Genomic DNA, 21,885 nt, shown 5'->3' with positions numbered 1-21,885 from the left:
AGATGGGGAAAATTCGCAAACTCGATGATCAACTCTCTAACTTAATTGCGGCAGGGGAAGTAGTAGAGCGCCCTGCCTCAGTCGTAAAAGAACTTGTGGAAAATTCTATCGATGCGAATAGTACATCTATTGAAATCCACTTAGAAGAAGCTGGTTTATCGAAAATTCGCATCATTGATAATGGGGACGGCATTGCAGAAGAAGATTGTATCGTCGCTTTTGAACGACATGCGACGAGCAAAATTAAAGATGAAAACGATCTGTTTCGCATAAGAACACTCGGTTTCCGCGGCGAGGCATTACCGAGTATTGCCTCAGTTAGTGAATTAGAATTAATCACTAGCACAGGTGATGCACCTGGTACGCACCTTATTATTAAAGGTGGAGACATTATAAAGCAGGAGAAAACAGCGAGCCGAAAAGGAACAGATATTACAGTACAAAACTTATTCTTTAATACACCAGCGCGTCTTAAATATATGAAAACCATTCATACAGAGCTTGGGAATATTACAGATATCGTGTATCGTATTGCAATGTCACACCCAGAAGTATCGTTAAAGCTATTTCATAATGAAAAGAAATTGCTTCATACATCAGGAAATGGTGATGTAAGACAAGTACTTGCATCGATTTATAGCATTCAAGTTGCAAAGAAGCTTGTTCCAATTGAAGCGGAATCTTTAGATTTCACAATTAAAGGCTATGTAACATTACCAGAAGTAACGAGAGCATCTCGAAATTATATGTCAACAATCGTAAATGGTCGTTACGTTCGAAATTTCGTATTAATGAAAGCTATTCAGCAAGGATACCATACATTATTGCCAGTCGGACGATATCCAATCGGCTTCTTATCGATTGAAATGGATCCAATGCTAGTTGACGTTAACGTACATCCTGCGAAATTAGAAGTTCGTTTTAGTAAAGAACAAGAATTGCTAAAGCTTATCGAAGAAACATTGCAAGCAGCATTCAAAAAAATACAGCTCATTCCAGATGCAGGTGTAACAACGAAGAAAAAAGAAAAAGATGAAAGTGTGCAAGAACAGTTTCAGTTTGAGCATGCGAAGCCGAAAGAATCATCTATGCCGGAGATCGTTTTACCGATGGGCATGGATGAAAAACAAGAAGAACCACTGGCTGTGAAACAACCAGCACAACTGTGGCAACCGCCAAAGCAAGAATGGCAACCACCACAATCGCTCGTAAGAGAAGAACAAAGTTGGCAGCCATCTACTAAACCGATAATGGAAGAACCGATTAGAGAAGAGAAATCGTGGGACAGTAACGAAGAGGATTTTGAACTAGAGGAATTAGAAGAAGAAGTTCAGGAAATAAAAGAGATTGAAATGAACGGTAATGATTTACCGCCGCTTTATCCAATTGGACAAATGCACGGAACATACATTTTCGCTCAAAATGATAAAGGTTTATATATGATTGACCAGCATGCCGCGCAGGAACGTATTAATTATGAATACTTCCGTGATAAAGTAGGGCGAGTAGCGCAAGAAGTACAAGAGCTACTCGTGCCATATCGTATTGATTTATCTCTTACTGAATTTTTACGTGTTGAAGAGCAACTAGAAGAGCTAAAGAAAGTCGGTCTATTTTTGGAGCAATTCGGCCATCAATCCTTTATCGTTCGCTCGCATCCAACGTGGTTCCCAAAAGGGCAAGAAACAGAAATTATCGATGAAATGATGGAGCAGGTCGTTAAACTAAAAAAAGTTGATATTAAAAAATTACGTGAAGAAGCAGCCATCATGATGAGCTGTAAAGCTTCAATTAAAGCAAATCAATATTTAACGAACGATCAAATATTTGCTTTACTGGAAGAACTTCGTACAACAACAAACCCATACACATGCCCGCACGGAAGACCAATTCTTGTGCATCATTCTACTTATGAGTTGGAGAAGATGTTTAAGAGGGTTATGTAGGGATAATATGATTTAATAAAAAGAAGCGATGAAATAAATCGCTTCTTTTTTGTTTAGATATTCTTTTTTTATAAATTCTTCAGCTGCAACCAATTATAGAAAAATCATATGAATCCATAGTTTTCATACAGGTTGCATGTAAAAACTTCTTTTTCTCTCTATGTTTTTTCTTTTCCTTATAGAATCCTTATAATTGTCATTTATTCTAGAATTACAATATACGAGGAGGAAGTTTAGGATGAATGAGATTATGTTAGAAACAAAAAATCTTTGTAAAACATTTAGAAAGCAAAGTGTGGTACAAAATATTTCGCTTTCTGTACCGAAATATTCAATTTATGGATTGTTAGGTCCTAATGGAGCGGGGAAATCGACCACTTTAAAAATGATAACAGGCATGCTTACACCTACTTCTGGTGAGATTTACTTTGATGGTCATAAATGGACGCGGCACGATCTACATTCTATTGGTGCTTTAATTGAGTCTCCTCCGCTTTATGAAAATTTAACAGCAAGAGAAAACCTGCAGGTTCGTACGACTGTTTTAGGTTTGCCTAAATCAAGGATTGATGAAGTATTGCATATTGTGGAGCTAGAGAATACAAATAAGAAAAAAGCGAAGGATTTTTCTATGGGGATGAAGCAACGACTGGGGATTGCGATTGCATTGCTGAACCATCCGAAATTTTTAATATTAGATGAGCCAATGAATGGACTGGATCCTTTTGGAATTCAGGAATTAAGAAAACTCATTCTATCCTTTCCTGGAAAAGGAATTACGGTCATTTTATCGAGTCATATTTTAAGCGAAGTAAGTCAAATTGCAGATCATGTTGGGATTATATCAGGTGGTGTATTGGGGTATCAGGGGAAATTGAATAAGAATGATGACTTGGAAGATTTATTTGTACAAGTGGCTGGAAAGTATAGAAGGGAGGCATAAGAAATGAATCTATATATTGCATCTGAAAAAATTAAAATTAGACATACTTTTTTGAATAAACTTATATGGCTAGTTCCATTTGCTACAATACTAATTGCCTTTTTATTATCGGCGGATTATTTTCAATTATCTAGTTACAACTGGTGGTACATTACGATGCTTCCGGGAATGGTTTCTTTAAGTTGTGTACTTCTTGCGGAGAAAGATAAAAAAATGAATAATCGTTCCATTTTATCGTTACCAGTTTCATTAAAACGAGTGTGGATTTCTAAAGTATTACTAATTTTAGGAATTTTGAGTTTTTCATGCATACTGTTTTTCTGTGGAATCGAGTTATCTAGTTTACTAGTAAATAAAGAGAATTTCCGCATCATTCCTACGGTAAATGCACTATTAGGAATCGTTCTTTTAATCGTTACTTTTATGTGGCAAATTCCAATCTGCTTGTTTTTAGGTAACAAAATAGGTCTATTTCCGACGCTTCTGTTGAATGTAGGGGCAAATGGAATTTTTGGAGTTGTATTGGCAACAAAAAATATTTGGATGATTAGTCCATACACATATCCAAGTAGACTGATGATCCCTATTTTGAAAATACTACCAAATGGTTTGTATGCAGAAACCGGAAGTGTAACGTTTAAACCAGAACTACTTTCCTACGATGTGATTTTGCCAGGCATAGTAATTTCTGTTGTGTTGTTCCTGTTATTCACTTATGTGACGGCAAAGTGGTTTGAAAAGCAGGAGGCAAAATAATATGGCGGTTTTGTCGAGGATATTAAGAGCTGATTTTATAAAAATGAAACACACGATTTTTTTCTGGATACATGTAGCGATGCCAATCATCGGTATTGCTCTTTTTTTTAGTTATTATTCCTTTTCAAAATTTGATTCTATAAATAAAGTTTCAGGCTATATACAAGTATTATCGATATCTTTTCCGTTGCTAATTAGCATAGTGTGTTCTTCTGTCGTGGAACAGGAAGCTTTGGCAGGAAATTTTAAAGAACTTTTATCAACGGAATACGGAAGACGTAAAGCGTTAATTAGTAAAGTATGTTTACTTTTAATATGTGGGTTTTGTTCCACTATGTTGGCAGTCGTTGGGTTTGCGACAGGTTTTCATTTTCTGTTAGGACAAAATGAAATTCCATTTGCTTTGTATGTTGAAATTTCATTCATTCTTTTTAGTTGTCAAATCTTTATGTATATATGGCATCTGTTCTTAAATTTTCGCTTTAGTAAAGGTGTTTCCATTGGGATTGGAATTATAGAAAGCTTGTTGGCAGCTTTAATGCTTACAGGGATGGGGGATATAATTTGGAAATACATACCATGTGCATGGGGCGCGAGATTATGCAATTATTTTTTGGGATACAAATTAAGTTCTAGTTCTATTCGTGTCTTAGCAGTAGAGGCAGCAACTGGAGCAGTGATTTGTGTTTGTTTCACGATCATTGCATTTGTTATTTCTCTTATGTGGTTTTCCTTTTATGAAGGACGCAAAGAAATGTAAGTGTAATTGTATTATAATGGAAGAGTGGGGAGGGATTCTATATGGCAAGAATATTAGCAATTGATGATGAAGACGGCATCCTTTACATTATAAAAAGTGCTCTAGAGAAAGAAGGTCATGAGGTAACAGCCGTTAGTAATCCTCTTACTATACCAAAGGAAAAATTTTGTCATTTTGATTTAATTCTGTTAGATGTCATGATGCCAGAAATAGATGGTTTTACACTTTGTAAGGAAATACGAGATTTGGTTGATAGTCCAATTATATTTCTAACAGCCAAAACAATGGAGAAGGATCTAATCACAGGGCTTAGTCTCGGTGGAGATGACTATATTACAAAACCTTTTGGAATTGGAGAACTGCGTGCGAGGGTATCCGCGCATGTAAGGCGTGAGCATAGAGAAAAGCAAAATGCATTTTTCCTGTCAGGTCTTACATTTCATCTGTCATGTAAAGAAATATGGTATGACGATACATCTATCGCATTTACGAAAAGTGAGTATGGAATTTGCGAATATCTAGCTTTGAATCATGGACAAGTATTTTCAAGAGAAAAGATTTACGAAAATGTTTTTGGTTATGAGGGAGAAAGTGATAACCAAGTAATTGTGGAACATATTAAAAATATCCGTCATAAATTATCTAAGTATGGCATGAATCCAATAGAAACAGTATGGGGAATTGGTTATAAATGGAGAAAATGAAAAAGCAAGTCAACCTTAGTAAGATTTTAATACAGTATATTTTTGCATTTTCAATAGGGACGATTGCTTTAGTGACTTTTTTTATGATTCTATTCCAAGTTGGAGTTAACGCAGAAATAATCTTACCAGCAAATTATTATGAAAAACAGATTGAGTCGCAAAGAGATGCTATAGTTAAAGCGGAACAGGAAGATGATCAAATTTTAAAACAATATAAATATGCTCTGTATGATTTTTCAGGAAACGTTATACAAGGGAGTATTAATAAAGATTATGCAGGACAAATATGGAATAACATACATAATGATGAAAAAGGTGACAGTACGTACTACTATGCAATTATAGAACGCGATAAAGATATTTGTGTCATTCTATATACGTTACACGCTACTTTTAAAAATCCTATTTTGCAGAAGTATTTACCGAGTCCGGAAGTTTGTGAAATTGTTCTTTTTATTCTACTATTTGTTGCCGAAGTGATATTTCTATCTCGCTCTTTTGGTAAATCATTGTCAAAGGAAATGATGATTTTGAGAAAGGTAACAGATAAAATTCAAAAGGAAGATTTAGATTTTCAAGTGGAACAATCTAAAATAAAAGAAGTGAATGAAGTATTAACTTCTTTAGTAAAAATGAAAGATGAATTAAATCATTCGTTACGTACACAGTGGAATATGGAAACAAATAGAAGAGAGCAGATTGCTGCTTTGGCACATGACATTAAAACGCCGTTAACGATATTGAGAGGGAATGCAGAGCTATTAAATGAATCAATGCTAGATTCAAATCAGAAGAAATGTAATGAGCATCTTTTGAAAAGTATTGATGAGATGGAAATATATATGAAATCTTTACTCGATATTACGAAATGTGAGGAAGGCGCTCCACTTCAATTCAAGCAAACAGATCTCCGAGACTTTATTCATAATATTATAGAAGAAAGTGCAATTTGTGTTTTAGGCAAACAGTTAAATCTAATTGAAAATGTTCAGGACATACCAAATTTTATTCCTATTGACGAGACCGCTTTGAAAAGAGCAATTATGAATATAATGATGAATGCAATTGAATATTCTCCGACAAAGGGTGACTTGATGTTCTCAGTGGAAATGATTAGTGAAAAACTGCAATTTATTGTAGAGGACTCGGGAAGAGGGTTTACAGAAGAGGAAATGCATTCAGCTACAGAGCAGTTTTATAGGGGAGATAAAAGTAGAAACTCCAAAGATCATCATGGAATGGGGTTATACATTGCTAAAAGCTTTGCAAAGCAACACGGTGGAAATCTTTACTTAAGTAATTCGAAAAAGCTGCACGGTGCAAAAGTTGTTTTGGAAATATCAGCGAAGTAGAGGGAGGGGGGCAGATTATAACAATTCGCTCCTTTTTAATATACTTCTTTTACAACTATATGTTAAAAATTCATTTATAAACTAGAGATAACCTCAACCTATTTGTAATTTATATGTACGTTCTTAATTTGTTTGTAAGGAAAGAGGTTTTTAATTTACAGACTTATCGGAATTATGTAAAGTGTAGATAAAACCATAAAATGGGGTGTTCTTTATGTGTACTAGTTTGACATTAGAGACAAAAAACGGTCAGCATCTTTTTGCAAGAACGATGGACTTCACATTAGATATGAATCAAGAAGTAATAATCATTCCTCGACATTACCAGTGGAATAATATAACTGGTGAAATCATTAATACGAAACATGCTACGGTCGGAATGGGAATTAATCATCAAGGAAGGATCATTATGGCGGACGGAGTAAATGAAGCAGGTATGACATGTGCAACACTCTATTTTCCAGGATTCGCTACGTATAGTCAAAGCATAGATGACAATAAAACGAATTTAGCTCCATTTGATTTTGTGACTTGGAGTCTTACACAATTCAATTCTGTCAAAGAGTTAAAGAAATCTGTAGATAGCCTTACCTTTTTGGATATACCGTTACCGGATTTAGGACTTACGCCACCACTACATTGGATTTTGGCAGATAAATGGGGAGATTGTATTGTACTGGAGCCGACAAATGAAGGATTAAAAATGTATGACAACCCACTAGGAGTGATGACGAATAGTCCGGAGTTTAATTGGCATTTGCAAAATTTAAGACAATACATAGGTCTTAAATCGCAGCCATTCGCGCCAACAGAGTGGAGTAACTTACCATTAAGTGCTTTTGGTCAGGGATCGGGCTCAATGGGACTTCCAGGGGATTTCACTCCACCCTCAAGATTTGTGCGGGCAGCATATGGCAAACAAAACATTCAAGGTATAGATAGCGAAGAAGAGGGAGTATCAGCCCTTTTTCATATCTTATCAAATTGTGAGGTTCCTAAAGGTGGAGTAATAACAGAAGAAGGTGCATTAGATAATACCATATATACAAGCGTAATGTGTATGGAATCCGGAACATATTATTATCATACTTACGATTGTAGACAAATTATAGCTGTTCATTTATTTCATGAAAATTTAGATACAGATGAGATTAAAGCCTATCCGTTCCAACGGAAACAAAAAATATTTTATGAAAATTAAGTAGCTTTGAAGCAACATTTGGTAAATTTTTGAATATATATAATAGGGCAATAATGACCTATATCATTCTTGGCTACTTCTTTAACTTTGGGATTTATCATAAATCTACTCCTTTCTTCAATGACTCCAACGAGTAGAAATTTGCTGCTAGGAGCATTAGCTAAGGAGCAGTGAAGGTGGAATTTATTTATAAATAGTAAAGAACCAAAAAGGTGTGGAAAATATCCATACCTTTTTGGTTCTTCTATTATCTATGTATAAAAAAGCGCTGTATATCAGCACTTTTTAAAAGTACATGAGTTGTATAAGAAAAACTTATATATTACCTATAACTATACAAGGTCTAATATAGATTCTTATTTGATTAATTGTTATAAGAGCCTATACGCTTATTTATTTTTATTATTATTAATTTTTTCCGTATATAGCACCTGCTCTTTATAATGCTTCTTAATTGGGAAAGTATGTGTACCAGAGCCGTTTTTGAAATTTTTATTGATAGGGTTTTTTAGCGGGATTGTTGTAGTTTCGGTAAATTCATATGGGTAGTTTATTTTAGATTTATCTTCAAACATGAAAATGCCTCCTTTTAGGATTTCCTGAATTCTTTACTATAACATGATATGCATATAGATTTTTTTTGGACTAGTTATTTATAGAGGTTAATGGAATTTAATTACGAAACTACTGAAATATTTTAAAGGAAAATAATTTGTGAAATATATGATATTGATTTTTGTTATTTGTTTGGGGAGGTGTTTTTGCATATATATTCGTTATAAATTGTTTTTATAATATGATTCATATAGGTTTTTCCTGATAATATAATGCGGAATATTATAGTGTTATTATGTTATTAGGAACATTTAATGCTGTTTCATAACTGAAAGGGAATTGAAAAAAAACTGAAACTTTTCTCATAAAAATTCAATCTAACTTGAAAAATGAAAGGAAAATGAAATTTTCCAAAAGATATTCTTTGTTAAGATAAAAAGCATACATAAATAAAGTGTTGACATATCTTAAAAATGTATTTTCAAGATATAGTGGGGGAAAAGATGAGAATAGAAAAACAATTAATAAAAAAGATGTATTATGAAACATTCCTAATGGAGAATGTAACAAAACCACCTCTTGACGTACTTGGAGAAGCTTATGTAAACGAAGAAAAAAATGAGATTTCTGATGGATCTTATATTCGTTTTGCGCAAGGTGAATTTTATTATCAGCATCAAGATTTTGAAGCAGCTATTTTTAAATGGGAGAAGGTTAGTAATGAATTAGCACCATGGGCACAAAAAAATATTGCGGATGCTTATTTCGAACTGAATCAATTAGCAGTTGCTGAAAATGTTTATACTTCCATTGCTACTGATAATATAATATTGATGACAGAAATTAGATTACAATTACTTTCTCTTTACATAGAGCAAAATAATTTTGAAGCAGCTTTCGCTGTTATTAAAGAAGCGGTTTCTTTAAATCCGGATTATCCGAATGTCACAAAAATTGCCCGTTCCTTTTATGAGGAACAACAAGATTTTGATAGTGCAGTAGAGCTTGCTGTGAATGAGTTAATTCGAATAGAATCTTATCCTTGGTTTGAGGTGTTAAAAGGATATATCGATAAAGGATTTACTAAACATATTTCACCAGATTATTTTTATGATGCATTAGTTACATTAAATAATGTAGATCAAGTACAATTTACGCAAATGGTTTCATCACTTTGGAACAGTTATAAAAATGAACAAAATTACTTATTGTGGCTTAACACAATAAATGAATTTTTCTTACATATTGAAATAGAGTCGTCCGATATATGGGACAAAATTTCTTCTCTTTACGAAGAAACATACTTTGCATTAATTCAAGGGCAATATATGCTTAAACAATTACACGATATCATTCCAAGTCTTTTAACAAATTGGTTAAAAGTAGTCAATCCGTCTTATGCTGTATTGCCATCAGCAGCTGTATTGGCATGGGATGAAATTTTTCCTACCCAAATAGATTCATCAAATATAAAACATGCGGAAAACCTACTGTCATATTCTATGAATCATGTGAATGCTTTAGAGTACAGTCTACATCTTTTTGAATCTATTACACAGTGGGCACAAAAGCACAATATAGAAATAGGTCAACGATTTAGATGGTTAGTTGACGAACTTGCAGATTTAAGAACAAATCGTATTTTAGTAACAGGAACTTCAGGGAACGGAAAAACTACATTTATCAACTCTATATTAGGAGAAAATATATTAGAAAAATCAATTTCAAATGTAGTAGTTTTAAAAAATGATGCTCATACAGAAATTAACGTCATAACAGATGCTGCAATTACAACAACGGAAGATATCTCTGATTATCATAATATGGTGTCTCAGCACCAGCAAACGTATAGAGATAGAGCATGTGTTGAATTTAAATTACCATGTAGATTTTTAAATGAAAATAAACTTACATTTGTAGTTACACCTGGATTTAATAGGAATAATGACACTAGGGATGAAACATTTGAATATCTAAATTCTGTGGATGAATTATTGTTTGTATTGAATGCGGATTCACCGTTTACTGATAAAGAGCGTGATATTCTATTAAGCATTCAAGAACATACACCAAATTTACAAATTCATTTCTTATTAAATAAAATCGATAACATTTACAGTGAAGCAGAAGTGAAAAGAGTATTACAAGATACGGCAGCGAGAATAAACACATATTTCCCGCAAGCGAGAATTTTTCCTTATTCTTCGTTATATACAAGTAGTCAACAATTAAATGAGTTAACTGAGTTTATTCATTATAACTTTAATCATAAAAATATTGGTGCAGAACGTACTGAAAAGCTATTGTTCTTCATCCGAAAAACAATTACATATCTTTTAAATAAACGCGTTGAGAAAGAAAACAATCTCGTGGATGCTATTAAGTGGAATGAAGATATGATAGTGAAACTAAACGGTAGCATGAATAATCTTACTGCATTTGAGAGGGAGAAAATTCATTTCATTACACAGTCATATCGTACAATGAAAACGGAAATTATAAATGATCTTACTGAAAATATACCGAAGATATTACAGAGCTGTTCTGATTTAATGAGTGAAGAAAGTGATTTCGGTCACATGGATACGCAACTAAATAAAGCAATGAATGAAAGAGTGCATAAATATTTAGAACAAACGGTATTACCTTATCTTGCTCTTTCTATGCAAAATTGGATTGCAACTTCTCATAATGAGCTCCTTCAAAGTCAGTCTTACTTAGAAGAACTTAGTGAAGGACTTAATTCTTTATTTGGAGAAAATCGAATTCAGTTAGAATGTGACTTTAAAGTGCTTGACGATTGGCGCAGAGATACTGACAGAATGACGACTAGCATACAAATGGATGAAGTAAATATTTTACGTCGATTTACGCCAGCGCAATTTTTACTGAAAAGTGCCGGTAAATTATTTGGAGTTCTTCCTAAAAATAAAACTATGTTATATAACAAATACAAACAGTATGTAGAAAATGAAGATTATACCGAGGTAACGGATTCTATTATGAAGAAATTTTTCTTGCAATTTGAGCTATTTGAAAACACACAAGAGCGAGATATTCATATATTCTTTAGGAATCCATTTAACTGTTTGAAACAAACTGTAGAAAATATGCAACTAGAAATACAAGAAAAACAAGAGATGTTACATAAAATGAAATCAAATCCTGAAGTCTATCATGATTCTATCATGCTCTTTGAATTGAGATTACGTCAATGTGAAGTGATTTTACATATAAGTGATGATCATACTTATACAGATGTAAGTTTAGAGACAAGCGTAGAATAAAAGTGAAATATATGAAACTGCATCATGTATTAGAAGAGAATAAAAGGGAGCAACTGTAATGAGTTGCTCCCTTTTCATATTTACATTATTTTTCAGTTTCTTTAATTTTAGTTTGTACTTCACCAGTTTTAATTTGATTACTTTCTGAGAAACGTAATAAATCGCCTTCAATAATTTTGTCAGACATTCGTAATTCATTTTGTGCACGGTTAATGAGTGCTTGAGCTTCTTTTTTTGGTAAATCTACAATTTCACCTGTTATGCGGTCATAGAAAGTGTTGTTTTTGTATGCGTATTTGTCTGTAATGAAGCTACCATCACGTAAAACGACAAAACCGGTATATTCATCTGAAAACATATCATGACCAAAACGAATATCGTTCGTAGTATCAATCCCTAATAAATTGAGAATAGTAGGTTTCATATCGATTTGTCCCGTAGGCTTTGAAATCGTTTCACCTTCTGTTTGTCCAGGAACATGAATATATAAAGGTGTACGTTGTAAATTTAAAGTATCAAATTCTGTTATTTGATCTTTTTCTAAAAATTGTGCCATTGCACGATTATGTTTTTCAGAAATACCATAATGATCACCGTATAATACAATAATAGAATCATCATACATTCCCTCAGCTTTTAAACGCTCAATAAATTTTTTAATGGATTCGTCTAAGTAACGTGCTGTTACGATATAACGATCAAATACGCCATTACCAGAGTTATATGGTTCAATGAATTTTGTATCTTCATCATACGTAAATGGATAATGATTCGTTAAAGTAAGGAAACGAGCATAAAATGGTTGATCAACAGTTTTTAATATATCTACTGATTGATCGAAGTATTCGATATCTTTTAATCCCCAATTTAAATTTGTTTCGGGCGTAATTTTGTAATCAAGTTCATTATAGTAACGGTCATAACCGAGAGCAGAATACATAATGTTACGATTCCAAAATGTTGCATTATTCGCATGGAATACAGAAGTGAAATAACCTTGCTGACGTAAAATTTCTGGCGTCGCAGTATAATCATTGTTACCGTGTGTGAAAAATACAGCTCCTCGATTTAATGGATATAACGACGTATCGATTAGAAATTCAGAATCGGATGTTTTTCCTTGCCCAGTTTGGTGGAAAAAGTTATCAAAGTAATAGCTTTCATTTATGAATTCATTCAAAAATGGTGTAACTTCTTGTCCGTTAACTGTTGCGCCGATTAAAAAGGTTTGCAGGGATTCAAGAGTGACAACAATTACGTTTTTTCCTTTCGCTACACCAAACATGTGAGGATTTGGCTCACTTTCGTTTGCCTTCACGTAGTTTTCTGTTTCTTGTAATTTGCTACTATCAGCAAGTGCCTTTTGTGATCCTGCTTTTACTTGCAGTGTTAAATCATAAACTTGATGCGTGTATAGTCCTAAATTTTTAACAAGCATGACCCGGTCAAACGATCTCGTTAATAGTTCAGGTCGTTCTTTTTCTGCAAGATGTAGATTTGCAAAAAATACACCAACCGTTAAGAGAAAATATACGAAGCGTGCCGGATGCGTTACACGTCCTGTTTGAAAGACTAGTGCCTTCTTCTTTAATAAAATAAAGAAGAAAATAATGTCTACGAATGCGAGAATAATTTTGTAGTTCAATATTTCTATAATACTGCCGCCTAATTGGCCGAAGTTTGATGTTTGTCCAAGTACTGGTAACGTAACAAAATCGCTATAAAAATCATAGAACATTACATTTCCAACGAGTACGATTGTTAATAAGAAGTTAATACATAGTGCGATATAATTTCGCTTTTCACCGGTTGCAAATAATGCGAATCCGACAAAAGCTAATGATGCAGCGAGTGGGCTAATAAATAAAATCAGCTCTTGTGTAGAAGACTCAATTTTTAAATCAAAACTGAACCTTGTAATAAGATATGTTTTTAACCATACTGCTAAAGCAATTATTAAAACAAAGCTTATATTTTGCATTTGTAAATTGATTTTATTTTTCATTTTGACTCCTTCTTTATACAATTTATTTAACTTGTGTTATATATTATATTTTTATAACTATTAGAGTGTAATGAATCAATTAGCTAAAGGTTTCTAAAGGTAATAATATAAAGTATTCACATACGTACAATGAGGAATTTTAAAGCGTAAATCTATTTTTTAGAACAGAGCAGAAAAAGTCATAGTTGTAGTAAAAAATACTTATAGACATCCTAACATATTAAACACTATGATGATGTTACAAAATATCGAACAAATGAAAGTAGAAATGAATAGAGGCTTGTAAAACGATTGACATTCAATTCTAATAAATTGAATGTCAATCGTTTTATATACACGTTTATATTACATATGTATCTCATGAAATCTCGATTCCTTGTGGGATAATCGTTAGCGGAAGGAGGATAGTGATTTATGCTATTACTACATAAATAAAGCGTTGTGAAACTTAAAATATTTGATTGGTATCTTAATTATGCAATTAGATGTCAGATAAATATTTTCCAACATACAATCCACTTGCAGCAGCTTGAGATAATGAATGAGTGACGCCTGAACAATCCCCAACTAAAAATAGTCCATGTATACTTGTTTCAAAATGATTATTGAGTTTTATCGTAGGAGCATAAAACTTTCCGTCAATTCCATATAATAAAGTATCTTTATCGATCGGTTCTTGGATAAATTGTTCTAAGCGTAATAAAAATTCTTTAAGTCCTTCAATATATAATGGAGGAATTTCTGTATGCAAATCTCCATAATCTCCTTGTAGTGTAGGTTGTATACGGTTATGTTTCATATCGTTCGCTATTGTAGGTTCTTTTTTTAATAAGTCCTCTAAGCGCTGTATAACAATCCGATCTCGTCCTTGGTTAATGCCTTTAATAATTGAGCTTGCATACAGATTTGCTTCTTTGAGAGTTGGAAAATAAAGCGGGATAAATAAAGTGAAGTTTAAGTTAGGTGTACCAGTTCCTTTCTCCCGAAAATTTTGACCGTCAGGCATAACTAGACCTTCTTCGTACTTTCTAATAATGCGTCCTTTTGGATTCATACAGTACGTAGTTGCTGTGAAACCTTTATGCTCATACGAAAGTTTTGTCTCAAATGTATCTTTTAATATAGAACGTAATTGGTGTTCTTTCATCTCTACCCTGATACCTAAATCTACACGAGTTTGTTCCTGAAAAATATGTAGAGAAGTGCACATCTCCTTTAACCAATCCGCTCCGGAACGCCCAGTTGCAAATACTAGTTGTCTAGATTGAAATGTTCCTTCATTTGTATCTATAGTAAAATGATCTTTCTGTTTCATAATATGTTGTACATCTATATGAAATTGTATATTTATTTTCGTAAGTAAAAATTCATAGAGTTGCTGAAAAATGTCACTTGAAAGGGTAGTACCAAGATGCCGTACTTCTGTTGTTAGCATTTGTAAACCACACGATTCAGCTCTCTTATTGAGATTTGGATTTTCTGTAGAATATTTTGAAACTGAATTTCCTCCGAACTGACATAGAATTTCATCTACTTCAGCCATAAGTTGTATAAAACCCTCTTTCCCAACTTTTTGCTCAAGTTCTCCACCAAATCCGTTTGTATAATTAAATTTCCCTTCAGATTTTCCTAAACCAGCAAATCCGAAATATTTATCACATGTAGTACAATTACACGCTTTTCCTTCCTCAAAAGGACAATGGCGATTTTCTAGCGCTTTACCTTTATCAAGAATTAAAACCTTTTTGTTACTTTTAGCTAGTGAATAAGCCATAAAAATGCTACTTACTCCAGCGCCGATAATTGTAACATCATACATATTCTTCCACCTGCTAACGAATAGTTTGTTTTTTATTTTTCTAGTGTATAACAATTTTATGAAGTTAAGAAATAGCTTTTATTAATAAAGAGAGTTTTTGAACTTGATTCTTTTTTAATTTTTCAGAGTGGTGGAGTAAATACAAATTTTTCATTTGAAATAAGAGATAGTTTTAAAAGATCACTATGTCATATGATTAATAAAATCTTACATATAAAAAAACAGACCTTTTAAGTGAAGAGGTCTGTTAATGATTTTAAATGTTATTTAGCGAAGACGTGGTTACCGATTACTGCTACTGTTTGACGTGTCGTAATCCACTTGTCTGTTGATGTTTTCGGGTTATAGAAATAAAGCCAATCAGAATGTATTCCATTTGTGGAGATAGCCTCTTCTACTGCCATTTTTGCTTCTGCGCTTGCAGGTTGATTAATTCTTCCATCTGTAACAGGAGTAAATGCATATCCGTATGTAATAGGTTCATAAATAACGCCTGTTATTGTATTTGGAAACCCGTTTGCATTTACACGGTTTAGGATAACTTTTGCTACAGCCACTTTTCCTTTATATGATTCTCCACCTGCTTCAGCGGTAACTAAGCGTGCCATTAAGTCTTTTTCTTTTTCTGAAATGCTTGAGTTGATTTTCAAATGTTGTCCTGCATAGAGCTTGTTTCCCACTGTATTGTTAATTTGTTTTATAGATTGAACGGTAACATTGTAACGCTTTGCTATCGTTTCTAATGAATCTCCTGGTTGTACTTGATAAATAATTTGCTCAGAAATGTTCGCAGGTTTGGCGTTTTGGTGAACAGTGATTTCATTTGAGTTGACGGAACCTGGAATATGTAACTGTTCGCCAATGAAAGTTTGATCGTTTCCTTTATGGTTAGCCTGTTTAATGGATTGTATTGAAACGTCGTATTGTTTACTAATGCCCCAAAGTGTATCATTCTTTTTTACTGTATGAATGGTAGAAGCCTCAGCTGTACTTTGACTACATACGAATGTAATTGCAGCCGCAGATAAAGGGATTATATGTTTTATTTTTAATAATTTCATTGTAAATCCTCCTAAGAAAAAATTAAGGTGAAGCTGTTCAGTAATCTAGTTTCGGATATTTATACACTTAATATATTAATGTAAGTATATTAGCACATATAAAATAAATAATCATTATAAGTTTCTTATTCATGTATTGTAGAGTTCTAATATGAAATATTGCATATGAAAATACATTGAAGTTCATATTGCTGATTACTATAATCTATTTAGTAGAAAGGGAATATGTTATATAAATAAAATCACTATAAATTAATATAATGATTAATTGTTGTTAATAGGAGGATTGAAGTAATGAAAATATTTCAAAAAATGTGTGCGTCAACTGTAATCATTACAACACTTTTAGGAACAGGAGGCACTATCAATAGTGTACATGCTGATTCTATAGAACAGCAGAGTAAATTAGGAATAGAACAAGAAACAGATAAGCAAATCATAGTAAAATTTAAAGCGGATTTGAAATTTCCATATGAAGATGGTATTGAAAAACAAATACAATCTCAAACGAACGACAAAGTACTAGAAGATCTTTTGGTAGAATATCCAGATGTAACATTCACGCGTTTATTCACATCTGTAAGTCCAGAGGAAATAGAAGACCTTGAAGTGAAAGCACCCAATAATGTATCTACAAATTTATTAAACTACTATATTCTTCAAACTCAAAATGGTGAGCAGAAAGAAGAACTAGTAGATAGGTTAAAGAAATCTTCTTTAATAGAAGATGTGTATATGAAGAAGCAAGAAAAAATAACGCCACCAGAAGTGCGACCATCAAGTGTATCTCTTAATCCTAATAACAATCCTAGATTTAAAAAACAAGGTTATCTTGAAGCAGCACCATACGGTATTAATGCGCCCTTCGCCTGGGAAGTTCAAGGCGGTAAAGGAAATGTTATAACTTTTGTTGATATGGAATATGGATGGTTATTAAATCATGAGGATTTAGTACATCAAAATATTGAATTAATGTCTGGAATAAATATAGATCAACATGTCGGTCATGGGACGTCTGTACTAGGAATTGTATCCTCTGAGGACAATGAAGTTGGGAATATTGGGATTGCGCCAAAAGCGAAAGCAAAGGTGATTTCTCAAATAAGAGATAACGGACAGTATAATACAGCTGATGCAATATTAAGTGCTGTAAATCAGTTAGAAGCTGGGGATGTTTTATTGTTAGAGGCACAAGCATCTTTCGATGGATATGGTGATAAATATTTACCTGTTGAAGTACAACCAGATATCTTTGATGCGATCCGTGCTGGTACAGATAAAGGTGTTGTCATTATAGAAGCTGGAGCAAATGGTTGGAATGATTTAGATCAATTTAAAGATAGAAATGGTAAACAAATTTTAAATCGTAATAGTAAAGATTTTAAAGATTCAGGTGCAATTATGGTAGGAGCGGGCTCTTCATCTCTCCCTCATGAGCGTATGTGGTTTTCGAATTATGGAAGCCGTATTGATGTCTATGGTTGGGGAGAAAACGTAGATACAACTACAGCTGAGCAAAGTCGAAGTGCTATAAATCTTTATACACCTAGCTTTAGTGGAACGTCGAGTGCGTCACCTATTATTGCCGGAGCAGCGACTTTAGTACAAAGCATTGCGAAAGAAAATTTAGGACAACCATATAGACCGAGTGAACTAAGAGCAATATTAAGCAACAAGAACACAGGAACAAAATCTAAAGATCCATATGTAGATAAAATAGGTGTTTTACCAGATTTGAAGTCTATACTAGTTAACTTAGGTTATGAACAAAGAAAACCAAACGGTGGGAATGAGTTACAAGTAATAGAAAATGAACCAAATAATGAGCCTAGACAGGCAAATAAAGTTAACTTTCATACACCGGTGAAAGGAACGCTACATAATAGTGATAGAGTAGATGTATTTACTTTCCAAATTGACTCACCGGAAAATATTAACATATCCCTACTAAATGAACAAAATATCGGAATGACATGGGTACTTCATCATGAATCAGATTTAAATAACTATGTAGCATATGGTGAAAATGAAGGAAATGTAGTGAAAGGAACTTATAATGCAAAGCCAGGTAAATATTATTTATACGTCTATAAGTATGAGAATAAAGATGGTTCATATGTATTGAATATAAAGTAAACGAAAGGAGCTTCAGATGAAGTTCCTTTAAATTTTTCTAATTCAGGATATATGAATGTTTTTTAACTTTATTTCTATGCAATATTTCATACTTATGAAATGATATTTATTTTTTACTCACTAGATTATATTATATTCAATAAGTTTGATATAAAACAAAAAAGGAGGAATAATAATGAGCAGTAAGAAATTTATTTTGAAATTATTCATATGTAGTACGATATTTATCACATTTGTATTTGCTTTACATGAGAAGAGAGTCGTTGCGGCTAGCTCTGTTAATGAGCTTGAAAATTGGTCAAAATGGATGCAACCTATACCTGATAATATCCCGTTAGCACGAATTTCAATTCCAGGAACACATGATAGTGGAACGTTTAAGTTGCAAAATCCGATTAAGCAAGTATGGGGAATGACGCAAGAATATGATTTTCGTTACCAAATGGATCATGGAGCTAGAATTTTTGATATAAGAGGACGTTTAACAGCTGATAATACGATAGTTCTTCATCATGGGCCATTATATCTTTATGTAACCCTACACGAATTCATAAACGAAGCGAAACAATTTTTAAAAGATAACCCGAGTGAAACAATTATTATGTCTTTAAAAAAAGAGTATGAGGATATGAAAGGAGCAGAAGGTTCCTTTAGTAATACGTTTGAAAAAAATTATTTTGTTGATCCTATCTTTTTAAAAACAGAAGGAAATATAAAACTTGGAGATGCTCGTGGGAAAATTGTACTACTAAAAAGATATGGCGGTAGTAATGAATCTGGAGGATATAATAATTTTTATTGGCCAGATAATGAGACGTTTACGACAACTGTAAATCACAACGTAAATGTAACGGTACAAGATAAATATAAAGTGGGTTATGATGAGAAAGTAAAATCTATTAAAGATACAATCAACGAAACGATGAATAATAGTGAGTATTTACATCATCTATATATTAATTTTGCAAGCTTGTCTTCTGGTGGTACAGCATGGAATAGTCCATATTACTATGCCTCTTATATAAATCCTGAAATTGCAAACTATATAAAACAAAAGAGTCCTACAAGAGTAGGTTGGATCATTCAAGACTACATAAATGAAAAGTGGTCACCATTGCTGTATCAAGAAGTTATAAGAGCGAATAAGTCATTAATAAGAGATTAAAGATGAGGAGAGTAAGAAGCGATAAAATACGTCGCTTCTTATTAAAAATACAGTGTATCTTGTAAATGGAACAATTTTCGAGTTATCTCAATCGATGTTTCATTATGAAAAGACTAAACTTTTAAATCAAATTAATTTCAAATGAAAATTAGCATAAATAATCCTGCAAAAAAGCAACTGATCATAAGTGTTCAGTTGCTTTTTATTTTTAAAGTGGATGAGCAAAAAAACATAAAAGTGGTTGGTCCGTTTTTGGCAAACATCCATTATGATAAGAGAAGAAAGGTAGTATGTTATTAACATTTTAAAGAGGAAATTCTTTATTAAAATAGATTGTCTTTAGAGAGGTGAAAATACAATGATTTTTGCAATTTCACTAGTCGTTATTATTGTAATTGGATCACTGTTTGGAACCGTGCTAGTTGCACGGAATGTGGAGGAGAATTACGGCAAGTCTACAAAGAGAAATGTGAAAAACTTATCAACTATTTATATTATCCTTCTTTTCGTACTACTTGTTGGGGTAACGTGGTATGCGGTAATAATTTGATAGTTTGTAACAGAACTGCAACGAGAGTATGAAGCTGGAATTTCAGAAGCTATCGAGTAATCAGAAACGGAGCTATTTTAATATATCCATTTTAGGATGAGAAAATGTGACTAATTAATACTATTTTTACGGTAAATACTGTTAGTAATAAATTGAGGATAGTTAGCTTTGAAAGGAGGCAACTATATGGAATGGAAACCAAATCGTGCAGATAAGACGCCTGTATATAAACAAATCGCAGATTATATTGAAAGGGGTATTTCTTCGGGTGAGTTTCCTTCTGATAGCAAGTTACCTTCTGAGCGTATGTTAGCAAAAGAATTACAAGTGAACCGGAGTACGATAGTTGCTGCATATGAAGAATTAAAATCACTTGGAGTAGTAGAACGGCAAAAAGGAAGCGGAACACGGGTGAATACAGACATATGGGGTGTGTCACATAAACGAATACCGAACTGGGGTAGGTACGTTGAGGATGGATCGTTCTTACCTAACGTACCACTCGTTCAACAAATTCGAACGGAAACGCAAAAAGACGACTTAATTAATTTAGCGAGTGGTGAATTATCACCAGAATTAATTCCAAGTGATAGATTCCGAACGATCTTGTCGGAGAAAACATTTATGGAAAACCTCGGTTATGACCATCCACTTGGAAATGAAATGTTGAGAAAAACAATTGCAGCACATGTTCAGCAATATAAACAAATTGAAGCAGATTCGAATTCTATTCTTATTACATCTGGAGCACAACAAGCACTTAATCTTATCGTTCAGTGCTTATTAAAACCTGGTGATGCGATTGCAATTGAGGACCCTTCGTATTGTTTCTCATTGCCGATGTTTAAATCTGCTGGTTTAAAAATATTTCATTTACCTATTGATCAGCATGGAATGAATCCAGATGACTTAATTGATTTGCATAAAAAGCATCGTATTCGCATGGTATTTTTAAATCCAGATTATCAAAATCCAACGGGAACTGTGCTGTCATTAGCAAGACGTAAAAAGATTTTAGAACTGTCTTCTGAATTTGGTATACCGATTGTAGAAGATGATCCGTATAGTTTAACGTCCTTTAATGGAGAAGTGAATCCAACATTAAAATCAATGGATCAAAACGGGAATGTTCTTTATGTAAGTTCATTATCAAAAATTGTTGCATCGGGATTACGTATTGGCTGGGTAATTGGTCCTACGCGTGTAATAGAACGTTTAGCGGATGCGAAGCAGCAAGTTGATTTTGGGCACAGTGTATTTACCCAGTGGGTAGCAAATCAATTTTTAGAATCAGACGATTTTCATGCGCATATTACAATGCTTCGTAGACAATTGAAAGAAAGAAGAGATGTATTAATTAGAAAGCTTGAAGAAATATTAGGAGACCAGGTTGAATTTTTTGTTCCAGAGGGTGGAATACATTTATGGTGCAAAGTGCAAGGAACGTTTGATGAGTATCATTTATTAGGTGAATCTATACGAAATGGTGTAGCGTTTGTCCCTGGTAGTGTTTTAGGTACTAAAAGTGAATATATTCGTTTTACTTTTGGGAGAGTAAATGCCGAACAAATTCAGCTGGGAATGACGAGGTTTGCTGAAACGTTAAATGAGATTTCATAATAGAGAGGCGTAATATTGGAATGAG

At 33.2% G+C, this 21,885-nt stretch carries 16 protein-coding genes and 1 pseudogene; 13 read left to right on the top strand and 4 right to left on the bottom strand.

Annotated elements, in window-relative coordinates; translation table 11 throughout:
* Window positions 1–2: 2 nt before the first annotated feature.
* The 7 genes from mutL (at window position 3) to ACTFNE_RS00270 (ending at window position 7,662) form a co-directional block, all read left to right on the top strand.
* Complete coding sequence (gene mutL / locus ACTFNE_RS00300) at window positions 3–1,946, top strand: DNA mismatch repair endonuclease MutL (RefSeq protein ID WP_270705089.1); 1,944 nt, start codon at window positions 3–5, stop codon at window positions 1,944–1,946.
* A 238-nt stretch (window positions 1,947–2,184) separates the two neighbouring features.
* Window positions 2,185–2,889 carry a lantibiotic protection ABC transporter ATP-binding protein gene (locus tag ACTFNE_RS00295; protein WP_270705088.1) on the top strand — a complete coding sequence of 235 codons (705 nt, stop codon included), beginning with the start codon at window positions 2,185–2,187 and terminating at the stop codon, window positions 2,887–2,889.
* Between the two features lie 3 nt (window positions 2,890–2,892).
* Complete coding sequence (locus ACTFNE_RS00290; RefSeq protein WP_270705087.1) at window positions 2,893–3,645, top strand: lantibiotic immunity ABC transporter MutE/EpiE family permease subunit; 753 nt, start codon at window positions 2,893–2,895, stop codon at window positions 3,643–3,645.
* A gap of 1 nt (window position 3,646) precedes the next feature.
* On the top strand, window positions 3,647–4,405 hold the full coding sequence (locus ACTFNE_RS00285) for a lantibiotic immunity ABC transporter MutG family permease subunit (RefSeq protein ID WP_270705086.1): 759 nt from the start codon (window positions 3,647–3,649) through the stop codon (window positions 4,403–4,405).
* Window positions 4,406–4,446: 41 nt separating this feature from the next.
* Window positions 4,447–5,109: a response regulator transcription factor gene (locus ACTFNE_RS00280; protein ID WP_270705084.1), complete on the top strand. Its 663-nt coding sequence runs from the start codon at window positions 4,447–4,449 to the stop codon at window positions 5,107–5,109.
* A complete protein-coding gene (locus tag ACTFNE_RS00275) occupies window positions 5,097–6,461 on the top strand; it encodes a sensor histidine kinase (RefSeq protein WP_270705083.1) in 1,365 nt (454 codons plus the stop codon). Before ACTFNE_RS00280 ends, ACTFNE_RS00275 begins: the two co-directional genes overlap by 13 nt.
* A 214-nt stretch (window positions 6,462–6,675) precedes the next feature.
* Entirely contained in the window at window positions 6,676–7,662 is a 987-nt protein-coding gene (locus ACTFNE_RS00270) for a choloylglycine hydrolase family protein (RefSeq protein WP_061131611.1), read from the top strand.
* Window positions 7,663–8,051: 389 nt separating this feature from the next.
* Here the strand turns inward: ACTFNE_RS00270 and ACTFNE_RS00265 are convergent, their stop codons facing one another.
* Window positions 8,052–8,237: a hypothetical protein gene (locus tag ACTFNE_RS00265; protein WP_000461128.1), complete on the bottom strand. Its 186-nt coding sequence runs from the start codon at window positions 8,235–8,237 to the stop codon at window positions 8,052–8,054.
* Window positions 8,238–8,690: 453 nt separating this feature from the next.
* On the opposite strand from ACTFNE_RS00265, the gene ACTFNE_RS00260 reads away from it, so the two are divergent.
* Entirely contained in the window at window positions 8,691–11,504 is a 2,814-nt protein-coding gene (locus ACTFNE_RS00260; RefSeq protein ID WP_270705082.1) for a dynamin family protein, read from the top strand.
* An 85-nt stretch (window positions 11,505–11,589) separates the two neighbouring features.
* Here the strand turns inward: ACTFNE_RS00260 and ACTFNE_RS00255 are convergent, their stop codons facing one another.
* From ACTFNE_RS00255 to ACTFNE_RS00245, 3 genes are all read right to left on the bottom strand, one after another.
* Complete coding sequence (locus ACTFNE_RS00255) at window positions 11,590–13,509, bottom strand: LTA synthase family protein (RefSeq protein ID WP_270705081.1); 1,920 nt, start codon at window positions 13,507–13,509, stop codon at window positions 11,590–11,592.
* Window positions 13,510–13,990: 481 nt separating this feature from the next.
* On the bottom strand, window positions 13,991–15,328 hold the full coding sequence (locus ACTFNE_RS00250) for an NAD(P)/FAD-dependent oxidoreductase (RefSeq protein ID WP_270705080.1): 1,338 nt from the start codon (window positions 15,326–15,328) through the stop codon (window positions 13,991–13,993).
* 263 nt (window positions 15,329–15,591) lie between these two features.
* The gene (locus ACTFNE_RS00245; protein WP_046198520.1) at window positions 15,592–16,389 is read right to left on the bottom strand and encodes a cell wall hydrolase; all 798 of its coding nucleotides are present in this window, start codon (window positions 16,387–16,389) and stop codon (window positions 15,592–15,594) included.
* Between the two features lie 294 nt (window positions 16,390–16,683).
* On the opposite strand from ACTFNE_RS00245, the gene ACTFNE_RS00240 reads away from it, so the two are divergent.
* The 5 genes and pseudogenes from ACTFNE_RS00240 (at window position 16,684) to pdxR (ending at window position 21,860) form a co-directional block, all read left to right on the top strand.
* Window positions 16,684–18,525, top strand: coding sequence for a S8 family peptidase (locus tag ACTFNE_RS00240; RefSeq protein ID WP_046198521.1), 1,842 nt, complete (start codon window positions 16,684–16,686; stop codon window positions 18,523–18,525).
* A 175-nt stretch (window positions 18,526–18,700) separates the two neighbouring features.
* Complete coding sequence (plcA, locus tag ACTFNE_RS00235; protein WP_046198522.1) at window positions 18,701–19,690, top strand: phosphatidylinositol diacylglycerol-lyase; 990 nt, start codon at window positions 18,701–18,703, stop codon at window positions 19,688–19,690.
* Between the two features lie 31 nt (window positions 19,691–19,721).
* Window positions 19,722–19,835: pseudogene (locus tag ACTFNE_RS00230) on the top strand (GntR family transcriptional regulator); the annotation flags it as partial.
* A 213-nt stretch (window positions 19,836–20,048) separates the two neighbouring features.
* The gene (locus ACTFNE_RS00225) at window positions 20,049–20,240 is read left to right on the top strand and encodes a hypothetical protein (RefSeq protein ID WP_046198523.1); all 192 of its coding nucleotides are present in this window, start codon (window positions 20,049–20,051) and stop codon (window positions 20,238–20,240) included.
* 186 nt (window positions 20,241–20,426) lie between these two features.
* Window positions 20,427–21,860, top strand: a complete 1,434-nt coding sequence (gene pdxR, locus ACTFNE_RS00220; protein WP_046198524.1) for a MocR-like pyridoxine biosynthesis transcription factor PdxR — start codon at window positions 20,427–20,429, stop codon at window positions 21,858–21,860.
* Window positions 21,861–21,885 lie beyond the last annotated feature (25 nt).

Source organism: Bacillus cereus group sp. MYBKT111-2 (assembly GCF_051915205.1).
Classification (GTDB): Bacteria; Bacillota; Bacilli; order Bacillales; family Bacillaceae_G; genus Bacillus_A; species Bacillus_A paranthracis.
Note: the sequence above shows the minus strand (reverse complement) of the source record. Positions and strands in the feature narration are given on the sequence as shown.